Source organism: Howardella ureilytica (genome assembly GCF_054657495.1).
The window spans coordinates 104,730-128,150 of the sequence record NZ_BAAHYP010000003.1 but is presented as its reverse complement, the minus strand read 5'-3'; the positions used below and the strand labels follow the sequence as shown (position 1 = coordinate 128,150).

General features: G+C 37.3%; 14 protein-coding genes and 1 tRNA gene. 4 read left to right on the top strand and 11 right to left on the bottom strand.

Annotated features, from left to right (window positions below; genetic code table 11):
• Nucleotides 1–42: 42 nt before the first annotated feature.
• The 5 genes from ACYQ1N_RS02570 to ACYQ1N_RS02550 all read right to left on the bottom strand — a co-directional run bounded on the left by ACYQ1N_RS02570 (nucleotide 43) and on the right by ACYQ1N_RS02550 (nucleotide 6,078).
• The gene (locus ACYQ1N_RS02570) at nucleotides 43–930 is read right to left on the bottom strand and encodes a DUF4299 family protein (RefSeq protein ID WP_459832386.1); all 888 of its coding nucleotides are present in this window, start codon (nucleotides 928–930) and stop codon (nucleotides 43–45) included.
• Nucleotides 931–1,297: 367 nt separating this feature from the next.
• Nucleotides 1,298–2,074, bottom strand: a complete 777-nt coding sequence (locus tag ACYQ1N_RS02565) for a class I SAM-dependent methyltransferase (RefSeq protein WP_459832384.1) — start codon at nucleotides 2,072–2,074, stop codon at nucleotides 1,298–1,300.
• 214 nt (nucleotides 2,075–2,288) lie between these two features.
• Nucleotides 2,289–3,683, bottom strand: coding sequence for an ATP-binding protein (locus ACYQ1N_RS02560; protein ID WP_459832381.1), 1,395 nt, complete (start codon nucleotides 3,681–3,683; stop codon nucleotides 2,289–2,291).
• A complete protein-coding gene (locus ACYQ1N_RS02555; RefSeq protein WP_459832378.1) occupies nucleotides 3,683–5,194 on the bottom strand; it encodes a VWA-like domain-containing protein in 1,512 nt (503 codons plus the stop codon). Before ACYQ1N_RS02555 ends, ACYQ1N_RS02560 begins: the two co-directional genes overlap by 1 nt.
• Nucleotides 5,195–5,256: 62 nt before the next feature.
• The gene (locus ACYQ1N_RS02550) at nucleotides 5,257–6,078 is read right to left on the bottom strand and encodes a leucine-rich repeat protein (protein ID WP_459832375.1); all 822 of its coding nucleotides are present in this window, start codon (nucleotides 6,076–6,078) and stop codon (nucleotides 5,257–5,259) included.
• Between the two features lie 310 nt (nucleotides 6,079–6,388).
• Between ACYQ1N_RS02550 and ACYQ1N_RS02545 the strand changes: the two genes are divergently transcribed.
• From ACYQ1N_RS02545 to ACYQ1N_RS02530, 4 genes are all read left to right on the top strand, one after another.
• Nucleotides 6,389–10,918 carry a SpaA isopeptide-forming pilin-related protein gene (locus ACYQ1N_RS02545; RefSeq protein WP_459832373.1) on the top strand — a complete coding sequence of 1,510 codons (4,530 nt, stop codon included), beginning with the start codon at nucleotides 6,389–6,391 and terminating at the stop codon, nucleotides 10,916–10,918.
• 272 nt (nucleotides 10,919–11,190) lie between these two features.
• Nucleotides 11,191–12,039, top strand: coding sequence for a patatin-like phospholipase family protein (locus tag ACYQ1N_RS02540; RefSeq protein ID WP_459832371.1), 849 nt, complete (start codon nucleotides 11,191–11,193; stop codon nucleotides 12,037–12,039).
• Nucleotides 12,040–12,089: 50 nt separating this feature from the next.
• Nucleotides 12,090–14,612: a ribonucleoside-diphosphate reductase subunit alpha gene (locus ACYQ1N_RS02535; protein WP_459832369.1), complete on the top strand. Its 2,523-nt coding sequence runs from the start codon at nucleotides 12,090–12,092 to the stop codon at nucleotides 14,610–14,612.
• A 20-nt stretch (nucleotides 14,613–14,632) separates the two neighbouring features.
• Complete coding sequence (locus tag ACYQ1N_RS02530) at nucleotides 14,633–15,676, top strand: ribonucleotide-diphosphate reductase subunit beta (RefSeq protein WP_459832367.1); 1,044 nt, start codon at nucleotides 14,633–14,635, stop codon at nucleotides 15,674–15,676.
• A 78-nt stretch (nucleotides 15,677–15,754) separates the two neighbouring features.
• Here ACYQ1N_RS02530 and ACYQ1N_RS02525 read toward each other — a convergent pair whose 3' ends face one another.
• From ACYQ1N_RS02525 to ACYQ1N_RS02500, 6 genes are all read right to left on the bottom strand, one after another.
• Nucleotides 15,755–16,483 (bottom strand): YcxB family protein, encoded by a 729-nt coding sequence (locus ACYQ1N_RS02525; protein WP_459832364.1) that lies wholly within the window; start codon nucleotides 16,481–16,483, stop codon nucleotides 15,755–15,757.
• A gap of 1 nt (nucleotide 16,484) precedes the next feature.
• Nucleotides 16,485–16,916 carry a hypothetical protein gene (locus tag ACYQ1N_RS02520; RefSeq protein WP_459832361.1) on the bottom strand — a complete coding sequence of 144 codons (432 nt, stop codon included), beginning with the start codon at nucleotides 16,914–16,916 and terminating at the stop codon, nucleotides 16,485–16,487.
• Nucleotides 16,917–17,065: 149 nt separating this feature from the next.
• Nucleotides 17,066–20,227: an RICIN domain-containing protein gene (locus tag ACYQ1N_RS02515; RefSeq protein ID WP_459832359.1), complete on the bottom strand. Its 3,162-nt coding sequence runs from the start codon at nucleotides 20,225–20,227 to the stop codon at nucleotides 17,066–17,068.
• Between the two features lie 10 nt (nucleotides 20,228–20,237).
• Complete coding sequence (locus ACYQ1N_RS02510; protein ID WP_459832357.1) at nucleotides 20,238–20,978, bottom strand: HAD family hydrolase; 741 nt, start codon at nucleotides 20,976–20,978, stop codon at nucleotides 20,238–20,240.
• A 133-nt stretch (nucleotides 20,979–21,111) separates the two neighbouring features.
• Nucleotides 21,112–23,094 (bottom strand): RICIN domain-containing protein, encoded by a 1,983-nt coding sequence (locus ACYQ1N_RS02505; protein ID WP_459832354.1) that lies wholly within the window; start codon nucleotides 23,092–23,094, stop codon nucleotides 21,112–21,114.
• Nucleotides 23,095–23,214: 120 nt separating this feature from the next.
• Nucleotides 23,215–23,302 (bottom strand) — tRNA-Ser (locus ACYQ1N_RS02500).
• Nucleotides 23,303–23,421 lie beyond the last annotated feature (119 nt).

Below are 23,421 nucleotides of genomic sequence, written 5' to 3'. Positions count from 1 at the left end.
ATATGACTTAATCAAAACCCGATGAACCGGATTTTAATAAAATCACTGTATTTCCCTGAGGATATTTTTCATCTCTTCATCCGAAAGATTGATTACACAGCAGTCCGCATCGTATTTTCTCGACTTATCAATGAGAGATACGAATTTATTATAATCCACTCTTTCTCTGTCATATTTATCAAATGTAAGAAGAACATCCCTTTTTATTACATTTACGGGCTTTTTTGAAAATACTCTCGGTACTATCGGAAAAATTGTATCACGGCCGGCAGGAACGGTGTGAGTAACACTTACATCCGGCTTCAATCCTTTTGTCCTGTTTTTTCCGAAAAACCCCTTGGTCTTTTGGTCTATCTTTTTCTCAACCGTTGATATGGGAGCCGAATAATAATAATCATGCTGTTGCATTTTATCCATATACTCCGCAAATTCGTCTATATCAGACCCGAATTGTTCCATCTCATTTTTATCTATCGCAATCGGATTCTTTACACCGAATATAAAATATACCGGTACTTCTCCATTGTTAATCTTATCCGCCATTTCGCTTAAAGCTCTTTTTGTGTTATCTATGTCAATATCAACAAGATTGTCAATATCGGATAAAAGCATTTTTATACCGTTATGCGAAAACTTTTTTACATTCATTTTTTCGCAGATCTTTCTGAGATATTCGTAAAAACCGTATATTTCCTTTCTGGAAGTCGGATCCGAGTGTGTGAGAGATACAAAGTAATTGGCTCTCTCCAAATTGATTCCCCTTGCTATTTTCTCATCTTCATAAACAAGCGTATTGTTGCCTATGTCCCCCGGCTCAAGGGCAAATCCCTTATCCCATGTTCCGTATTCCCACCCCGGCAATAACAATTCCTGAATAACAGGCGGTTTTTTAAATACTGCCGCAGGCTCTATGTTAACTCTTACTGACATTTGACTATGCTCCCTTTCTTATTGCACCTTTATATATCGTAAGTACCATATTCGAAATGACAAATAACTATTTCATAAATCTTTTTCAGCCGTATTCCGCAGATTAAAATCCGTGAATACAAAAAGTAAGGTGTATTTGAATTATAACATTTCGGGGCACCGCAATATAGCTTGTAATTATAAAATTCATATAACATGCTCTTACGGATATTTTGTCAAAGAATAAAAGCCGAATTATTGATGCAAATGCATCAATAATTCGGCTTTTATTCTATATAAGTATTAAGGCTCTCTTTTGTGTCTGTTAAGATATCCCGTACCAATAAGATTAAATTAAAGAAAAACAATCATTGAACGGAAAAACGGATTATTTTACGGCATTAATCATAAACATTGGATTATTCTTATAATTCTCTCTTTCTTCCGATGTCAAAACATTATAGACGTCTTCCGTTCCCGCATTCGCTTTGCTGAAACCTATATCCTTTAACTTACATATATCCCAATTAGGTCTGATTATATATGTCAAAGGAATCTGTCTTGCGATATCCTCCATCCAATCGTTGTCGATACCTTCACCGTCAAGAAAATAATCATATACCCCGTTTCTTTTAAGATCTTCTCTGGTAATATCGTATTCTCTCTTCTTGGCCTCATCGCTTAAATGGCAATACCAGTTTGCATCAAAGTTAAGGAGCTTGCCGCCGTTCTTTAAAACTCTGTACCACTCCTTATATGCCTTCTCCGGATCTTCCAAAACCCATGTCAAATTTCTTGTCACTATGAGATCGAACTCTTCGCTTTCAAATTCAAGGTTCTGAGCGTCCATTCTTCTGAAATCTATTTGATCCCCGAGAGGACCGGCATTATTCTTTGCTTTTTTAAGCATTTCTTCGGTACAGTCCACGGCGCTTACATTATATCCTCTTTCCGTAAGAAGAATTGAGAAAAATCCCGGACCCGTACCGATATCAAGAACTTTAATTTCTTTTTTATCCTTAACATTCTTTAAATGCTCCGGCATATTTGCTTCAATAAGATTGCCCCAAAGCATTCTCTGAGCTCCGGCCAGTTCCTGTTTGTTGAGCTTGGAATATCCTTCTGCTCTGTTGGTCCAGTATGATTCTATTTCATTAAGTAACATGACACACACCTCTTATATTCAGAAAATCAAGTATCATACACATACAATACTTTATATGCTGTATATTAATTAATCTGTATACATATCTTAACCCCCCAGGGGGTATCTTTCGATGCCTTATCATGATGAATTTATACACTTAGTTATAATAATAAATAAAATTTTACGTATTAGGAAACAGAACTTTATTATGACACGGACCCAAATCAAACATTTACTCTTCCGTTAATTCATTTAATAAATTCATTTCCTCCGTGAAGTCGGACTTAAGCAATCTTCTGTTATATTCAAAAAATTTTTCATAATTATGTTCCGTCATAAAGAACATTCCGGATTTTCCCGCTGCCAGCTCTGTCGTAAACAATGTAAGTTCTTCCGCTTTTCCGTATACATCTTCAATAAAGCCGTAAAATCTGTCCAATTTATTTTTTAAAGCACTGTTAAAGTTCTCGACTTCTTCATTTCTTTCAAAAAATTTCGCCTTTAATTCTTCCGTATCCGCGGATTTTGAATACCAATCTTTAAAAACGGAATATGAAATCCTTTCAAAATGATCTTCCGCCCTGATATCCGAAAGAGAAACTCCGTCCGCAGAAGCTTTTATAAATTTATAAAGTCCGTCCTGAACTTTTGTCATTTTTTCAGATTCCTTAAAGTCTTTATTTAAATGAGCAATTATAATTCCTATAAGACTTACCCTTCCGTCAAACGGAATATTGACATAATCCTCTTTAATATATTCACCTGAAAGTATCTTATCCATATCAAATACTTTTTCGTATTTTTTATAGAGCAGATAAAAATTATAAAAATCGGACGCTGTCTGTTCGTCGGTTATATATTCTATTATGGTTTCTTCTTTTATTTCCAGACCCAATTTCGTGTATGCTTTAATACAATCCGATAAATCTTCCCAACCTCTTGCCGTTACAAATGACATACCGTCTATATTCAGTTCTGCTTTATAAAAATTATCACTTTTTATGCTCAGATACGAATTGACGGACCCGTCTATTCCGTTATTAAGCGCATACTCTCTCCATATTTTATAATCCGGCTGAATCCATATCTGCCTCACTCTGTCCAAGGTCACCATGTCAAATTCTTTTACCGACTTGTTATATTCTTCCGGATTTCCCGCACATACAATGACCCAACCGTCCGGAATATTTAAACGTCCGAACATTTTATTTTGCAGCAGCTGCAATACAATAGGGCTCATGGTTTCCGAAACACAGTTTATCTCATCTAAAAACAGTATACCCCTGTCCGTGTTTTTTTCGTTCATTTCATCATATACGGAAGCTATGATTTCACTCATTGTATACTCCGTGACCTTCACTTTTTTACCGCCGTATGTCCTTTCGGATACAACGGGAAGTCCCAGCGCACTTTGTCTTGTATGATGAGTCATATTATATGTTACCAGACCTATACCCATTTCATCGGCAATCTGTTCCATTATGGCTGACTTTCCCAATCCGGGCGCTCCCATAATCAAGATGGGTCTTTGACGATTTCGGGCAATAAGCATGTTGCCGTTTTCATCAGTCAGAGAATACGCCTTTACGGTATTCATTATTTCTTCTTTTGCTGTCTTAATATTCATTATTTAATTATTCCATCCTTAAGCGTATATTTTATTACCCATGAAGGCGCCGTATATTCATTCATCCGATCCGCATCTGCCGCAATATTAAATCCGTTTTCCCTGTCGGAATATACAAATGCGCTTTTCCATGCAGGTTTTTTCTTCGGATAGACTCCGCGCCCGTCGGTAAAATATATAAGACCTCTAAGAGATTTTATTTCCCTTTTCCCAAGCAAATCGTTTATATATTCAAATACCGGTCTGAAATCCGTTCCGCCGCATCCCTTAGGTGAAAAATTACGGAAAATTCCGTCAATATCCGTATTTTTATCTGCAACCGTAACTCTTTGAATGATATTGTCACACTCTATTATATAGATTTTGGTGTTTTTCCCCATGACATTTTCGGTTTTTAAAATCCCATATGTTGTATTTACAAATCTTTCAACAAGATCTCCGCTGCATGAGCCTGATGTGTCAACAGCAATTACCAGTCCGTCTACGGCCTCTTCTTCCGAAACCTCCGTTTCTTCTATAAGAGCAATATTTTTATACAGAGATATGCCATAGTTATAATATCCCATATCGAAACTGTCCAAATCCGGCTTATTGTCTTCTTTCAGACTCATAAATTTTTTAAGGAATAACCTGTATGAGATTTTCTTTTGAATGGCGTTGTCAAGAGATCTTGCCAACTGCTTAAATCTGTCGCCCGTTCCGGATGAAGCAAAGAAACCGTTAGTCTTTTTCGCCTCATCGGACCATTCTTTCTTTAATTTATCGCGCCTTATGGCAACTTTATGCGTATAAGATTTTTCGGATTCATCAATTCCCTGATTTCCTCCAATTCCTTCTTTTTGTTTATTATCTTTTTGACTGATTTCTTTGTCATTCTTAATATTATTATCACTTTTATTATCCTGCGGATTTTCCTTTTGTTCATTTTCATGCGACTTATCCCCGTTATAATCAGATTGTTTGCGTCCGTTGTCGTTTATTTTATACCAATACGAATGATCGTCCGTATAAAAATATTCCGCAAGTTTATATTTTTCGGTTTCGGGCCATGTCTTTATAATATTGTATATTGAATTTATACTGTAAATATCTCCGTTTTCACGCAGTTTTTTATATATGCTTTCCTTTATGTCAGACTCCGGACTTAAAATACACGATATATCCATGGAATCTATTATTGATTCCGCATGAATGTCCGCCGCAAGATTCCAGTCGAAATCTTCGCTGTCCGGTCCCGTAAAGGGAGCCAGAAAAAGACAGTGTAGACTTATGTGAAGGTATGCTCTGTTTATATATACCGGATCTTCCGTATATTTTTGAACAAGCAGCATGGGATTAAAATATATATTTTCTCCGTCCGTTGACATAAGCTTCGACTTTGGGTCCGGTATAAAATCAAATCTGTTAAATACCGCAAACATTCCTCTCATTGCGATAAACAAGTCTTTTTTTACATTTTCGAGAATCTTTTCTCCGACAGAAGCATATCTGTCCATTGAAGTCTCTTTCAATCTCCCGTCCCCTTTACCGTTATTCCGCATATGTTTACATAAGTTACGAATAGTGAATATTATCAGAATTCGTATTTCTTTTTTTCCCGTCCGTATAATCTGTTGTACTTATCAAGAAGCAGACTCTGTATGTCCGTATAACCCTTTTCACGCATTATGTCGGTAATTTTCCATAATTTTGTCTTATCCGTTATGCAAATATCCGTAAGCCTCTCTATGTCGGTGGACCTGCCGGATTCGGCAAGCATGATAACCGCCTTACAAATATTTTCGATGACAAAGTCTTTGTATTTAATCTCTGCCTGCTCCGATAAGCGATACGGATATAACAGCCTTTCCACGGCTATTCGTATTCCCGCTTTATAAAGATCCACATTCATGCCTAAAATAAATGTTTTATCGTAATCTCTGTAATTAATCTCTCCGGCCGAAATACTCTCTCTGTAAAGACTCCCAGAACCTTCGGATATTTCGGTTATTATCCTTGCAGGCGTATTTTCTTCGTAATTATCTATACCGTACGGAAATATCAAGGAAGCCTCTCCGTCGCCGTAAAAAATATGAACTTTTACTTCCGTATGTATATCCGCAAGTATTGACTTGAGACTTTTTAAATTACCGCCGTTTCCGTAATATATTAATATTTCCCTGAGGCGCTCGCAATTTTTAAATGCTCCGTCGCCTATATCCACGGCTGCATTTTTTAAGGTGAGTCTGTAAATGCTCCTGCAATTATAAAACGCATGAGCGCCTATTTTTTTTACGCTTTCCGATATATATAACTCTTTAATGTCCCTGTTTTCACTATATGCAAACGGAGCAATTTCCGTGGGATATTTTCCCGTTATATCGGACCCGATTGACAAAACTGTATTATCAGTCATTTGCATGCCTTTCACGATAATATTTATAAGAATATATATCCTTAATATATGAGGATAATACTTCATTTCCTTTATTATAGTCACAACTTCATGTAATTGGTATCAAACCATACATTTAATTTCAATTGTACAAGAAAGAAATTCTCCGTTGCAATAGAATATAACATATATAAGTGCAATTAAGTTTGTAGTCAATCTCATAAAAGCATGTGCGACGTCAAGCTTTTACACCGTAATTATCATATAAAATCAAATGTTACTTATTTGGATATAAACATATTATTTATTAAAGTTTGGGGATGGGGTAGTTATGTTTTCAATAAGTAAGCGCAGAAATCTACGCAAAAGCGTGTTTTTTTTAATATTCCCTTTAATAATGGTTGCATTACTTCTGTTTACAACCATTTTTTTCAATGCACGTACAGAAGCTGAAAATACACCTTCAATCACGAGGACGCAAAATACAGGCTCACCGAATATTAACAATTCGGGCAGCGCTCCCAATTCGCCGAATGCCGAACATCAAATCAACGCTTCAGTCGTAAATATTCAGGATATTAAAGCATATATACTTAAAGACGAGAATATAGAAAGCGTTAAATTATATTATGAGGATCCTGTAGGATCGGAACAATTCAAACCAACGGACAGTGCAAAGGGGATACTTGGAAATACAAGGATGAAAATAGCCATAACAATGAAAAATCTTCCTCATGAAGAGGTTGCGGCCAATGACTATACGGTAGCCACCGAACTTCCGAATATATTTGCCGGTATATCTCCGCCGTACGATTATAAAACCAATGAAAAGTTCAATAAAATAGTTGAAAACGGTATTGAGATAGGAACCGTGGATACTCCTGCCGGTACTAATATAATAACAATAAAGTTTGATAAACAGTGGGTGGATTCTCAGGAAAGACTGTATGACGAATCCGAAGACCCTGCCGCAAGAACGTTCAATTTATATGCCGTACCCAATATTAATGTAATAGACGGCGGCGACGTAAAAACAAGCATCGGCGGCAGTGACATCAACATAAATTTCGAAGACGATTTAAAATCGAAATACGGCAAAATTCAAACAACGAAAAGTAATCCGGTATTAAGAGAAGATAACGGAAATTTTTACCTTGATTATGAACTTAAGGTAAAAACGGAAAGTAATCCCGTACCTGATGTCAAGGTAATCGATTCATTCAGCAATCAGTCCGAATTTGCACAAATACTCTCCGAAAATGTCAATACGTCCGTACAGGGCAATCAAATTACATGGAATGTCGGAGATATGAATGCCAATGAAGAAAAAAGTTTAAAATATTCCCTAAAGATAAAAAATACGGATATATTGGATCCATATGTCAATACAGCCGATACTTATTCCAAAACGTATAAGAGAGATTCCGATACGGTACGATATACTCCGAAATCCAATGTAAGGATTGTAAAGAAAGCCGGAAACGTAATTAATAATAACGACGGCACATATACCATACATTATACACTGGACGTAACATCGGAGTCGGATCTTCCTTTGAAAAACGTAAAGCTCGTAAGCAATGTCGATAAGGATTATACTCAATATACCAATATAAACGGGGGAAGCAACACATCAGTAAACGGAAGAACCCTCACGACATATATAGATTCTCTTCAAAAAAACGAACACAGACAGATAACATATGATTTGATTGTAAGCGAAGAGATATTTACAAAATACGGAAATCAAAGAATTAACATTAAGGATAATACAACCGCCACTTCCAATACGAATAAACAAATCGGCAAATATACCGTTAACAGAGATATCGGACAAAAGTTATGGGATACCAAACAAAGCGAGATTACAAAATCCGATCAGACAATAACAACAGATAACGGTACATTTACGGTTCCGGCAGGTTCGGTAAAATACACCGTACAGGTAAATATCACTCCCGACTTTGATGCAAGCACATTAAGCTTTATTGACAGGCTTGGTTCTGACTATCTTGTTTATACGGGATATTTAAAAATTGACCAAACCGACACAAACAATGTTGTCACCACCAGATACATCAATATCGACGGAAAGAACAACTTTACGACATCTCCGCAGAATATAGGACTTCCCGGAGGAAACTATAAATATACGCTTACATACTATGCCAAACCACAAAATGTGGATAATATAGCTAAAGTTCAGGTTACCAACTCTTTCCGATTGGACGGCAATGTCATCGGAAAGGGCGGAACATATTCCCTAAATCCGTTCAATACGAATGTAACCACGGAGATTTCCGGAGGACTTGATTACTCAACAAAAAAGAAATTCTGGTACTTCAGTAAAAATGATTCCGACAGTACATATACTCACGGAACCATATATTGGACCATTGAAATTACCGGAAAGCGTATCCCGCAGAGCATATACTTCAGAGATCTGATCGGAAATACCGAGAATCAACGACTTCAAATCGAAGACGGAATAAGCGTATACAAAGTTCCCAGCGACTTAACGTTCAGTCAGTATAAAGACGGCAATTCCGTTACCACCGTTGATGAACTTAAAAAGCATATATTATATACATACTCCGGCGTAAATGTATATAATATTATAACGGATGTCAGCAAAACCGCGGAATATTCATATAACGGCAGCGGTGATAATTTTAATATACGTTTTAATAATTTGGTAATTAACGACGGTGAAAAGATTTTAATCCTGGTAAAGACTAATCCATATAAGAATCTTTCCAGTAAAGAGTCTTATATGCAGGTAACCAATACCATATACAGCGGAAATTACTACAACGACTTAAGCAATCCGTCAAGAGATCAGAGAGAAATATTCCTGAACGAGAAAATATATAAGGAATTCAGGGCTTACGGTGATTATGACGGCAATACCGTTACCAATTTACACTGGGGTCCGAACAGCGTAAGAGACATATATCCCGACAGTCAGATACTCAAATCCATAAATGCGCCTAAAGGCACTTATGCGGACTGGCATATAAAAATAAATTATGAAGGCAATGTCGGCGGAAGCGTCATACTTGAAGACGATATACCGGAAGGTCTGGAATTTACATATCTCAAGGTATCGGCAATTCATAACGGATATACCGCACAAAACTATCCGCGCATAACGGAGATTGACAATCCGGGAGACGGATGGGAAAAAATAACATATAACATACCGTCAGGAAGCTTCGACAGTTATCCGATAACCGTATATAAGAAGGGCAATAAAATTAAATTTAAAGTTGACGGACTTATTGCGGGAAACAAGCAATATGACTATGCAATAGGCTTCCAGCTCGTAACAAGAGTTACCGACGATGCGGTAATGCACGGCGGACAAAAGCAGTTTATTAATAATGTAAAAGAGTTTCAAAATGACGCTGAAATAGGTCATGACAGCGACTATGTAACAATACAAAAAGACACTTTAAAGAAACAACTGGGTAATACAAGTACGAGCAGCAACGTATATCCTTTTACTCTTACCATAAATAATTTATCCGAAGATTTAGATCCTAACTCCGACAGATTAACAATCGTCGATAAATTAAATTCTTTAATACCTCAGCTGGACAGTTTTGTCGTGACCAACAGCATTACCGAAGAAACACTTACAAAGGGAAGCACAGATGCAAACGGATATATTCTGTCTCTTGATGACAGCGATCACACACAGCCTGTTATAAGGATAAATGTACCTGATAATACGCCTTTAACAATAAAATATGATACATTGCTGGCATTTGCACCGGGTGTATCCGGAACCATAAAAAATACCGCAAGCTGGGACGGATATACTGAAACAAAATCAACCACAATTACAAAGACCACCGAATTCAGAACTGCAGGTTCGGGTACCGGCGGATCTAATCCGCATATAGTAATTAATAAAATGGACAGAACAAACTCGTCCGTTAAGTTAAAGGGAATTGAGTTTAAACTTGAAGAAATACAGGATTCCGAAGACGCAGGTGTCGGAGACGGCGCTCCGGATAAAGACGGTGCAGGTAACGATATTGTCCTTAATACATATACAGGCACTACCGATGATAACGGTAATCTTACCTTCGGCGTTAACGAACATCTTTATTTCAACAGGATATATAAGATAGTAGAAGTAAAATCCGCAAACGGATATGTCCTTGAGCCTATTAACAGATATGTGGCCATTGCAAAAGCAAATACCGACGGAACATATCCTAAGACATTCCGCAACGATGTACATGTTCAATACAACGGCAATACTCTGAACGTAAATATAACCAACCGACGTCCTAATATAGTAGTTCATAAAATCGTTAACGATACAAGAGACGGAACGGCGCATATAAATGCGACATATAACTTCGGCCTTTTCAAGCTCAATAACGACACCGGCCGTGTAGATCTTTCACACCCGATAAGCACCAAATCCATAACTTACAACGGTGAAATTTCGGGAACGGAAAAAACGGCCGTCTTCGATAATCTGGAAACCGGAACTTATTATATTTACGAATTGGATGATAATGGAAATGTACTTTATAACGATTTTAACGTATACTTTTCCGGAAATTGGCACCATTTACTTTACAATATAGACGGAGAAGCAACCAACAAGATAAGCATTTTCCCTAATTTATCTTATAACGGCGACTTGAGTATTAATGTTGAAAATTATATTTATACTCCTAATACTGTTATGCTGCCTTTCACGGGCGGTACAAAGACTGCCGTTGTGGTTGTTATCATTACAAGTATTTCAATATTCGGGGCAGCGATTGTATTCTTAATACTGTCAAGAAAAAGATATATTAACAATACAAATGACCCGGACGATGAATACTATATTTAAAAAATAAATATCAGTATATTAAGACACTTATACAGATATTCATTACTCATAATTCATATATTTACAAAACATTGCATGAAGCACAAACCGCAATATTCATTGTTATCCGAAGCTTCATGCAATGTTTTTTGCACTCATTTTGTTTTGCATTTCATACGTTTATACAATATGATACCTTTGACAGCTGATAAAAACATTCAAATGTGCAAGAATTGTATGGCATTATTATGTTAATTAACTGCTTGCATTGTGTAGGTATATCCGGAGGTATCATGAAAGTCGGAATAGTTTTTGAAGGCGGGGCTTACCGCACCATATTTGCCTGCGGAGTAATAGACGCTCTTTTGGCAAATCACATTTATACGGATTATATGATAGGAGTTTCCGCAGGAGCGGGATACGGTGTATCCTACGCCACCAGGCAATATAAACGAAATCTTAAAATTATCATGAGATACTGCGACGACAGTCGTTATCTGAGTCTAAAAAATTGGTTTAATAAAAACAACCGCTCAATATTCGGCCTTGATTTTGTATATAATAAAGTTCCAAACGAATTAATTCTCTTTGACTACGACGCATATATTAAAAACGGTGTTGATTTTATTTGCGTGGGAACAAATACGGCAACCGGTAAGGCTGAATATTTTTCTTTTGACCCAAACGATAAAAATATGGTGGCTCTACAGGCCACATGCGCGTTACCCGTTCTTTTTCCAAGAATAGAATTAAACGGAAAGCAGTATTTGGACGGAGGTATAACAGATCCCATTCCGTTTAAAAAAGCTTTTTCGGACGGATGCGATAAAGTCATCGTTGTATCCACAAGAGAAAAATATTACAGAAAAAAAAGCAACGACAGACTTAAACATCTTCTTCCGTTATTTAAGAAAAATCATGAATTATTTGTGGCTTTAAGCAACTTCCATGATAATTACAACCGTTCTGTCGAAGAACTGGAAAAATATGAATCCGACGGGAAGGTAATTGTATTTCGCCCCAAGACAACAAAAGGATTCAAAATGATGGAAAGAGACAGAAAAAAACTTATTACAATGTACAATGACGGTTATAAACAGACAATAAGAAGATTGGATGAACTTAAAGAATATCTGTCTTAATAATAAACCGTAATGTTATTTATACGCGAATCCGTTATAAGGAGTTCTTTATGATATATATAATAAAAAGAAATAACGAAAAACAGAAATATAATAAAAACAAAATTGCCAATGCAATAAAAAAATGCTTTATTGCATGCGGTACTCCCATTCAGCAGGACAAGATTGACCTTATCGTTGAATACGTGGACAATCTTATCGTAAATTCAAGTGATACATGGTCTGTCGAACAGATACAGGACTCCGTTGAATATGCTCTTATGAAAGAGGGATATCTTACGGAAGCCAAAAAATATATATTATACCGTGAAAAACAGGCCGGTCTTCGCAATATTAAACATCAGATAACTGAAAAAACAGGCATTCCGGAATTATTTGATGTGCTGAGTAAAATAAAAAACGATTTTACCGAAGACGTATACTCTCTTTCAGTCCTTAACAATAAATTTAATAATTTTATTAAGGCCGGAGATACAAAAGAGGAAATAACTGAGGCTCTTATATATGCCGCCGCCGAACTTTCAAGTGAACAGGCTCCCAAGTGGGAGTACATTGCCGCAAGACTTCTTAATTTTAAATTTGCGACAGAACTTAAGGAAAAAGAGAAAGCTCACGGCATTAATTCCTTCTATGAAAAGATTTTATATCTTACGAATGAAGGACTTTACGGAGATTATATTATTTCACACTACAGCCGTGAAGAGATTGAGGAAGCATATTCATATATAGATGAATCCAGAAATGAATTATTTACATATTCCGCTCTTGAACTTCTTTTGAAAAGATATGTTATACGAAACAGAAAAAATATTCCTCTCGAAAGTCCTCAGGAAATGTATCTTGGTATATCCCTTCATCTTGCAATGAATGAGAAGAAGGACAAAATGAAGTGGGTCAGAAAGTTCTACGACACCTTAAGCAAGCTCTATGTAACAATGGCAACTCCTACCCTGTCCAACGCCAGAAGACCGTTTCATCAGCTTTCAAGCTGTTTTATCGACACGGTTCCGGACAGCCTTGACGGCATATACAGAAGTATAGATAACTTTGCGCAGGTAAGTAAATCAGGCGGAGGAATGGGGCTCTATTTCGGAAAGGTCAGAGCAAGCGGAAGTTCAATCCGAGGTTTTGAAGGCGCCGCAGGAGGCGTAATAAGATGGATACGACTTGCAAATGATACGGCTGTTGCAGTCGATCAGCTTGGTGTGCGCCAGGGAGCCGTTGCTGTTTACCTTGACGTATGGCATAAGGACCTTCCTGAATTTTTGGGGTTAAGAACAAATAACGGCGACGACAGATTAAAAGCACATGATGTATTTCCTGCTATATGTTATCCTGATTTATTTTGGAAGCTTGCAAAAGAAAATATAAATGCCGATTGGTATATGATGTGCCCGCATGAGATATTGTCCGTAAAGGGATATTCCCTCGAAGATTATTACGGAGAAGAGTGGGAAAAAAGATATCTTGATTGTGTAAACGACAGCAGAATAAGCAAAAGAACAATGTCAGTCAAAGATATTGTAAGGCTTATTTTAAAATCTGCCGTTGAAACGGGAACTCCTTTTGCATTTAACAGAGATATCGTCAATAAAATGAATCCTAACAAACATCAGGGTATAATTTATTGCTCCAATCTCTGTACGGAAATAGCACAGAATATGTCTCCCATAGAAACAATAAGCCGTGAGATAAAAACCGAAAACGGAGATACTGTTGTGGTAACCACAACAAGACCGGGAGATTTTGTTGTGTGTAATCTGGCAAGTCTTTCGCTCGGACATATTCCGTTGGATGACGATTCCGTTTTAAGGGATACGGTTCATACGGCAATCAGAGCTCTTGATAACGTTATAGATTTAAATTCATATCCTACGCCTTATGCAAAAATAACCAATCGCTCATACAGAAGTCTGGGCTTGGGCGTATCAGGATATCACCATATGCTGGCCAAACGAAAGCTCATATGGGAAAGCGAGGAACATTTGTCATTTGTTGACAGGCTGTTTGAAAAAATAAATATGTATGCAATAGAAGAAAGCTGCGAACTCGCTAAAGAAAGAGGTTCGTATGATTACTTCGAAGGAAGCGATTGGCAGAACGGATCTTACTTCAGTTCCAGAAATTATACTTCAAAGGAGTGGGCATCCGTAAGAGAAAATGTGTCGAAGTACGGAATGCGCAATGCATATCTTATGGCTGTTGCTCCGACCGGATCGACATCCATTATCGCCGGAACAAGCGCAGGAGTAGATCCTGTTATGAACAGATTCTTTCTTGAAGAAAAGAAAGGACATATGCTTCCGAGAGTCGCTCCGGAATTAAGCATCGACACATACTGGTTTTATAAATCGGCATATGTAACAGACCAAAAATGGAGTATAAAGGCCGCAGGCATAAGAAGCAGACACATAGATCAGGCACAGAGCATGAATCTGTATATTACGGATAAATTCACCATGAGGGGAGTTCTTGACCTTTATATCGAAGCCTGGGAAAATGATGTAAAAACAATCTATTATGTACGCTCCAAATCTCTCGAAGTCGAAGAATGTGAGAGCTGTGCAACATAATATTCAGAAAGGACATTCATATGGATAAATTAACAAAAAGACCTCTGTTTAATCCTGACGGAGATACTGATATATATCTCAGAAGAATGATAGGCGGCAATACCACCAATCTCAATGATTTTAATAATTTGAAATATCCATGGACAAGCGACTGGTACAGACAGGCCATGAATAACTTCTGGGTTCCCGAAGAAATAAGTCTTGCACAGGATCTTAAAGATTATCCAAAGCTTTCCGTATATGAAAAAAATGCATACGATAAAATTTTAAGTTTTCTTATATTTCTGGACTCCATACAGACAGCCAATCTTCCGAGAATCAGCGAGTATATAACCGCAAACGAAGTGAATTTATGCCTCTCCATACAGACATTCCAGGAAAGTCTGCACAGCCAAAGCTACAGTTATATGCTTGATACAATATGTTCTCCCGAAGAGCGCAATGACATTTTGTATCAATGGAAAGACGACAAACATCTGTTGGACAGAAACACCCTTATCGGAAACATTTATAATGAATTTACCGAATCTTCCGATAAAAAAACTTTCTTAAAAGTTCTTATGGCAAACTATATATTGGAGGGTATTTACTTCTATTCGGGATTTATGTTTTTCTATAACTTAAGCCGTAACGGAAAAATGCCGGGATCGGCTCAGGAAATAAGATATATTAACCGAGACGAAAATACTCATTTATGGTTATTCAGAAACATAATTCTGGAACTGCAAAAGGAAGAACCGGAACTTTTTACGGACGAAAATATAACCATGATTAAAGAACTCCTTAAACAGGGTGTAAAACAGGAAATAGAATGGGGTAAATATGTAATAGGCAATAATATTCCGGGACTTTCTTCGAAAATGGTAGAAGACTATATATTATATCTCGGCAACCTCCGTTGGTCCGGACTGGGATACGGTACACTGTTTGAAGGACACAACGAAGAGCCTGAAGACATGAAATGGGTAAGCCAATACTCCAACGCCAATATGGTAAAGACCGACTTCTTTGAAGCCCGCAGTACGGCATATGCCAAAAGTACGGCTCTTATAGACGATTTATAAGATTCATAATATGTAATAAAATATAAAAATACAGCGTAATGCGATTAACACATTACGCTGTATTTTCTTTTGTTTATATTATTCTTCCGGTCTTATCTTTTTAATAAGAAACGGTCTGAAATCATTAAGAGTTCCCTTCGTAAATTGTTCTTTATGAATAGGAATTACTTCTTTCTTACCGATCTGCAATACCACAAATGTTTCGGTTTCTCTTACTCTGGTTATTTCTTCATATGAATAATGCTTTCCCTGATTAAGAGTGACATCCTCCATTGTAAATTCATCTTCGGAAAATGCGGTTTCACATATCATGTGTTCACCGATTTTTCTGCGATATCCGCTCAATGTCTGCTTTGCAAGTATTGTAGGTTCCAATATCTTAAATACCGATAAAGCTCCGAGAAGAACCATTGATATAATAAGGAGTTGTAAAAGTCTTGTTTCACCCATTATTGCGAATATGATATTTGCAACAACATTGGCGGCAAGAATACAATAAATAAAAATCGAATTAACTCTTCTTGCCTTATCCCACTTTAAAACACCTTTATATAACTCTTTAAGAAGAGGCGTCGTATATTCAAAATTATTTCTATACAATATCTTCTCTTCATAGGCAGCTTCATCAAAAGATGTATCAACATCCTCGTCAAATTCATCGGAATCGGCATTGCCGTTTACATTATCCTGTTCGACATATTCCTCAGAATCTGCAATCTCTTCTTCCACAATCTCTGTTTCTACATCATCAGATACTTTACCTGTTGAATTGTAGATATCTCCAAAACCCTTCTTATTATCTTCCATATTATCTCAATGCCTGTCTCTTTTTATAATTCTCATAGTATTCACGGGTTTTAACATAGATATTATCACATGAACCCTTGTAAAATACTACTTCAATACTGTCAACTTCTTCGCCTCTGATACCTGATTCCATATCTCTTATTGTAGCAATAGAATCAGCAACTATACCGTCTGCAAGAATATCAAGCTGCTTTCTTGCATCTTCCTTTTCCGCATCGGTAGCGTTCTTATCTTCAAGAATATCGTGAAGAAGAAGACCCTTTCTTCCGATCTTTCTTGTGATAATACACTTATAATTATCATTGGCCGTAATGGCAATCTCCGCAATATCCTTATCGCTGTTCTCTACCGAATTGGCAACCGCATCCGCAAAGCTGTCATATGCCGTTAAATCTCCGTCTGCTGTTCTACAAACAATAATATTCTCTTCCATTATGAAATCTCCTCTCAAATTCTGTTTTTTATTATAACAATTTTTGTACTCTTTTAACAAGATATTTAAATTCAAAAATAATAATAAAAACTAACAAATTAAAAATGTAAGCCGCAGAAAATATCCGCAACTTACATTTATAAAAATAATTATCTGACTGTTGTATTCATATCAACATCGGTACTTATTCCGTTAACTCTTCCTACACTTGAATACTGCCAGTATTTATAAGGAATACTGCTGTTTAAATTAAGTGTATTGGTATCGGTCGGGGTATTGGTATAATATCTTGCAACCCACATATATCCCTCTAATTCGTCAGAATACAGAACATCTTTAAAGTAAGATTCACTTGCATATACGCCGACGCTGTATCCCTCTGCCTTTAATCTGTCACAGACTCTCTTTGTAACGTCCGTAATCCTTCTTCTTGCATAAGAATTATATATATTTCCGAGCTTTTCCTGATATACCACCGTGGACTCAATATCAATATAAACACCCCTTGAAGGATTCTTTCCTTTTATGGCATTTATAATTGCATCTGCTTCTTCATCGGCCTCGGCAATGGTTGTTGCTGTTGAGTAGAAGTAAACTCCGTACGGCATACCGACTTTTTCGGCATTTGAAATATTCTCCTCAAACTTTACATCCTTGCCTATATTTCTTTTTCCGGTTGTCGTACTTGTATATTCCGATCTGTAACCGGATCTGATTATCGCATAAGAAATGTTGTCGGCCTTTACCTTTGCCCAATCAATGGTTCCGTTGTGGTATGAAACATCAATTCCGACTTCCGGCTTATTGCCGTTTTCGTTGAAGTAATACTTTCTGTCACCGCTTATATACCAGGCACTGCCCTTACTTAAAGTAAATTTTTGCGTATTATCCTTTTCGTTATAATCCGCAAGGGTAAGCGGTGCTCCGTTTCCGATTCCCGAAGCGTCCAATACGAGACTGTCATCAAGGACAGATCTGAACACATATCCGTCTCCTACCTTTGTTATCCTCCAGCGCTGAGTATTCAAGTTATTGTTTGTCCATTGGTCAATTACTGCATTTGCCGTATTTCCGCCCAGTACATCTATACTTGAATTATAGAAAGTCGCGCCTGTATTTATAATATATTCACCGTTTCCGGCATATTGTATTCTGAACAGCTGGGCAACTCCTCCGTTTCTGTTCATAAGCTGTATTTTGGTTGCATTTTTGGAGCTGCCGTAAGCCACGTCAAATACATAATTGTTATTTGACGCCAGACCTATTGTATATGTTCCGTTCGGTATTTCCTGTACATATGAAATATTTGCCGTTGTCGGAACAAGATTCCATTCCTGAGTATTTGCTCCGTAATAATCCCATGTCCATACATTGGTACCTGCCGTTGTCTTTGCTCCCGTAAGGTCAAGAACCTTATCTCCCGTGGATGATACAAATATATAATTGCCATCCGTATCTTTATACAGCTTCCAATGTACGGCATCTCCTCCGTAGTATTCCCACTGACCGACATTGGTGCCTCTGTCGGGAGATGCTCCGGATACGTCCATGGCTTTGGTTTTATTGCTTACGGCTGTTTTAACTGCATATTCATTGTCGCCCACGGATTCAATATAAAACTTCTGACTGTTACTTCCGCTCTTTGTATTACCGAAAATATTGGCGCCGTTTTTATCGGCTCCGTCCTTTACTTCCAGTGCAAGATTGCTGTTTGCCGATGATGTTATCTGATACCATCCGTTATTTATCTTTGCCGGAACAATGTCATTTACCTTATTGAGCTTCCACTCCTGAGTATTCGCTCCGTAATAATTCCATGTCCATACATTGGTACCTGCCGTTGTCTTTGCTCCCGTAAGATCAAGAACCTTATCTCCCGTGGATGATACAAGCACATAATTGCCGTCATCGTCCGTATATAACTTCCAGTGTACCGCGTTTCCGTCATAATATTCCCACTGTCTTACATTTACTCCCTTTTCGGGTGAGCCCCCCGATACGTCAACGGCCTTTGACTTATTGCTTACATATGTCTTTATTGCATACTCGTTACCGCCTACGGATTCAAAATAAAACTTTTGATTGGCACTGTTATTTTTAGTATTTCCGAAAATGTTTGTGCCGTTTTTATCGGATCCGTTCTCAACTTCAAGCGCTAAATTATTATTTGCCGAAGATAATATCTGATACCATCCGTTCTCCACGGTGGCGGGTTTTAAAGAATCTATAGGATTTGCAACCGGGACAAGTTTCCATTCCTGTGTTCCCGCTCCGTAATAATCCCATGTCCATACATTGGTACCTGCCGTTGTCTTTGCTCCCGTAAGATCAAGAACCTTTTCTCCGGTGGATGATACAAGTACATAATTGCCGTCATCGTCCGTATATAACTTCCAGTGTACTGCATTTCCGTTATAATATTCCCACTGCCTTACGTTTACTCCTCTTTCAGGCGAGCCTCCGGATACGTCTACGGCTTTTCTTTTATCACTTACGGCTGTTTTTATGGCATATTCATTGCCGCCTACGGATTCAAAATAAAATTGTTGATTCTTACTTTCACTTTTTGTATTTCCGTAAATATTAGCACCGTTTTTATCGGCTCCGTCCTTAACTTCCAGCACAAGATTATTGTTTGCGGAAGATGATATCATGTACCATCCGTCCTGCACGGTGGCAGCTTTCAGATTATTCAACGGAGATATAACATGGTTTACCGAACTTACGGGATTAAGTTTCCATTTTTGAGTTTTTGCGCCGTAATAATTCCATAACCAGATATTGGTATTATTTGACATTACGGTTCCGCATATGTCCAATACTTTATCGCCCGTTGATGAAAGGAATACATAATTTCCGGATGTATCCTGATATATCTTCCATTTCTCGTCGGATGACGAGCTTGAATAAGTATACTGATTTACATTATCGCCTAAAGAATTATCACCTTTAACGGCATTAAGTGTAAGATTTCCGTTACTTGCACCTGTATTTATCTTATATTCGCCGTTTCCGACAGATTCTATATAGAATTTCTGCTGTTCTGAACCGTTATTTTTATATAATCTGAGATTTTTATTTTTCTCCGGACCGCCGACATTTATATCAAGTACAAATGATTCATCCTGTACACTTGCGAATGTGTACCAACCGTCCTTTACGGATACCTGTTTAAGGTTAGATAAAGTCTCGGCGGCATATGTATTAACAATTCCTGTTCCGATTCCCGCGGCTGTGCCGCCTATAGCCATTCCTCCCGCTAAACTCAGGGTAAACCCGCTTTTTAAAGTATGTTTTATCTTTTTATTCATAGATTCACCTTCATTTATCTGTATTCAATCTGTCCGTTAATCCGGGTAAGTCGTCTACCGATTCAATAATATAATCGGCAATTTCTTCCAAATCACGTCTTGAACTTACGCCTGACAACACTCCTATGGCAGTTCCTCCGTTATTTTTCGCAAACAACATATCATTGAAAGTATCTCCCACCACCGCAATCTCATCGGCGGATAATCCTGTTTTGTCAATAAATTCAACAAACATGTCGGAATACGGTTTAGGTCTTCTTATGCCGTCATCCGATCCTATATAATCAAAATAGTCAAATATTCCCAATTCTTTCAGAGTTTTATATGCAGACTCTTCTATATCCGATGTGGCAAGACCTATTCTTATCCCCTTCTCTCTTAAATTCTCCATAAGTTTAGGGGTATCCGTAAATGTAATATATTTCATGTTTGCATTTCTCATGGTGTCGTTAAACATATCTTTTATCTGTCTGTAAACACCGTTTACGGTCATGTTAATACCGTATTTGTTTAAACAATCACATATGTCTTCGGATATTTCCGTATATGATTTATATGCAAATGCTCCCCTGGGATCTACCACCCCTTCATGAAGTCCGATACTTTTGAAAAGATCCTCTTCCATATCTTTATGTTCATTTAATCCGTTTAATTCAAGAAATGCCGGAATTACCCTCTTTGCTATCTCCGGCCATATAGAAAAGAAGTCAATAAGAGTTCCGTCTTTATCAAACAATATGCCTTTTATCATTAATTCTCCCTAATAAAACAATAATATAATTGTTAAAAAAATAACCATATATAATATTTACATTTCAGTATAATATATTTAGCAGAATTTATCTTTATTTTCGGCAAATTTAATAATTAGCAACTTTAATATATCAATATTCCCAATGAGGTTCCGTATTATTAACCCATTTTCTTCCCGTTACCACCGTCTCATAATAACCATGGTCTTCTGTATGATACTTATCCGGAACTTTCTTACTTACATTCAAATAGTTTCCTATATAACCCTCTTCTTTCATTTTCTTAATAATAATTTTGTTAAAATCTTCCATTGTAAATCCGTTTTCCAACCAATATGTTTCCCCCCCTTTAGTGGTCCATACTGTTTCTGATTCTTTTACATAAAGCTTACATCCGTATACAATATGCTCAGGCTCATCAACTATTTTTAATATATTCGGTTTCCACACCTGTTTTGTGGTATTTTCCCAGTGACCTTTTCCGTCAACCCATCGTCTGTCCTTAGTCAGGTTCCATTTTTGAGTATTCGCTCCGTAGTAATCCCATGTCCATACGTTTGTGCCGGCTGTTGTCCTTGCTCCTGTTATATCAAGTACTCTGTCTCCTGTAGATGATACCATTACATATTTATCGTCATCTGATTTATACAGTTTCCATCTCACAGCATTTCCGCCGTGATAATACCATTGTCCTACATTTACTCCTCTGGCAGATGAACCCCCCGAAACATCTAAAGCCTTATCTTTATTGCTTACGGCTGTTTTTATGGCATATTCATTGCCTCCCAAGGATTCGAAATAGAATTTCTGCATATTTTCATCTTTTTTATTGTTAATAAAAATATTGGCTCCGTTTCTGTCGGCTCCGTCTTTTACTTCCAGTGACATATTATTGTTTGCGGATGACGTTATCCGATACCAACCGTTTTCTACCGTTGCCGGCTTAAGATGTTCGATTGCAGGTATATTACTGTCCGAAACTTTATTAAGTATCCATTTTTGTGTATCTACATTGATATAATTCCACGTCCATATATTTGTTCCGGGAGTTGTCTTTGCCCCCGTAAGGTCCAGAACAATATCTCCTTTATTATATGGAAGTATGGCAGATTTCAATAAATATTTGCCGTTATTATCCTTATAAAGCTTCCAACGTACCGCATTACCGCCGTAATATCTCCACTGACCTACATTAACTCCGGCAAACGGACTCGCACCTGATACGTCCAAAGCCTTTGTCTTATTACTTGCAGCTGTTTTTATGGCATATTCATTATCCCCCAGTGACTCAAAATAAAATTTCTGACTGTCACTGTTACTTTTCCTATTACCGAATACATTGGCACCGTCTACATAAGATCCGTCTTTAACATCAACGGCCAAATTACTGTCAGCCGCAGATGTTATCTGATACCATCCATCTTCCACGGTTGCCGGTTTAAAAGAATCATCAAAAGTATAATCTGTCTTAATGAGTTTCCATTTTTGAGTTTTCGCTCCGTAATAATCCCATGTCCATACATTTGTTCCCGGAGTTGTCTTTGCTCCCGTAATATCAAGTACTTTGTTTCCCGTAGAAGATTCAAATATATAATTTCCATCTTTGTCCATGTAGATTCTCCATCTCACCGCATTGCCGCCGTGATAATGCCATTGTCCTACATTTACTCCTCTGGCAGGCGATCCTCCGGAAACATCCAATGCCTTCTCTGTATTGCTTACGGCTGTTTTTATTGCATACTCATTTCCGCCCGGTTTCAAATTATTAATAAAAAATTTTTGGCTGTTGCTGTCACTTCTCTTATTGACATATACATTGGCGCCGTTTACATTAGCTCCGTCCTTAACTTCAAGTGCTAAATTACTGTCGGCTGCCGATACTATCTGATACCAACCGCTATCCATAACCAATAAAGATAAATCAGATGACGTCTGCAATTCATTCAATTCTATTTTCGAAATATTTTTTTCTTCCGTACTTACATTGTCGTTATCTGACTGTAATTCACCGGCATATGTGCCGATTGTTCCGACACCCGAGGTAACACCCAATGAAACTACTCCGCATGATAAAGCGATTAATCCGCTTTTTATAAAATGTTTGATTTTTTTCATGATAAACCCCTTAAAATTAATAAATATAAATAATCTTTTAATATAATTATACATCAGAAAAAAAATATTGATTAAAAAAAAACAAAAAAAAGGAAGCCATACATGGCTTCCCCTACCAAGCGGAGAAAGAGGGATTCGAACCCTCGCGCCGGTTTCCCGACCTATACCCTTAGCAGGGGCACCTCTTCGGCCTCTTGAGTATTTCTCCTTAAGAAATAATGCCTTCAATTTGAATGCAACATGGTTATGCTATCAAAATGATTATACTTTGTCAACAACTATTACCCAAATACGGATAAAATACATTTTTCGGCAAATAACCTGTAT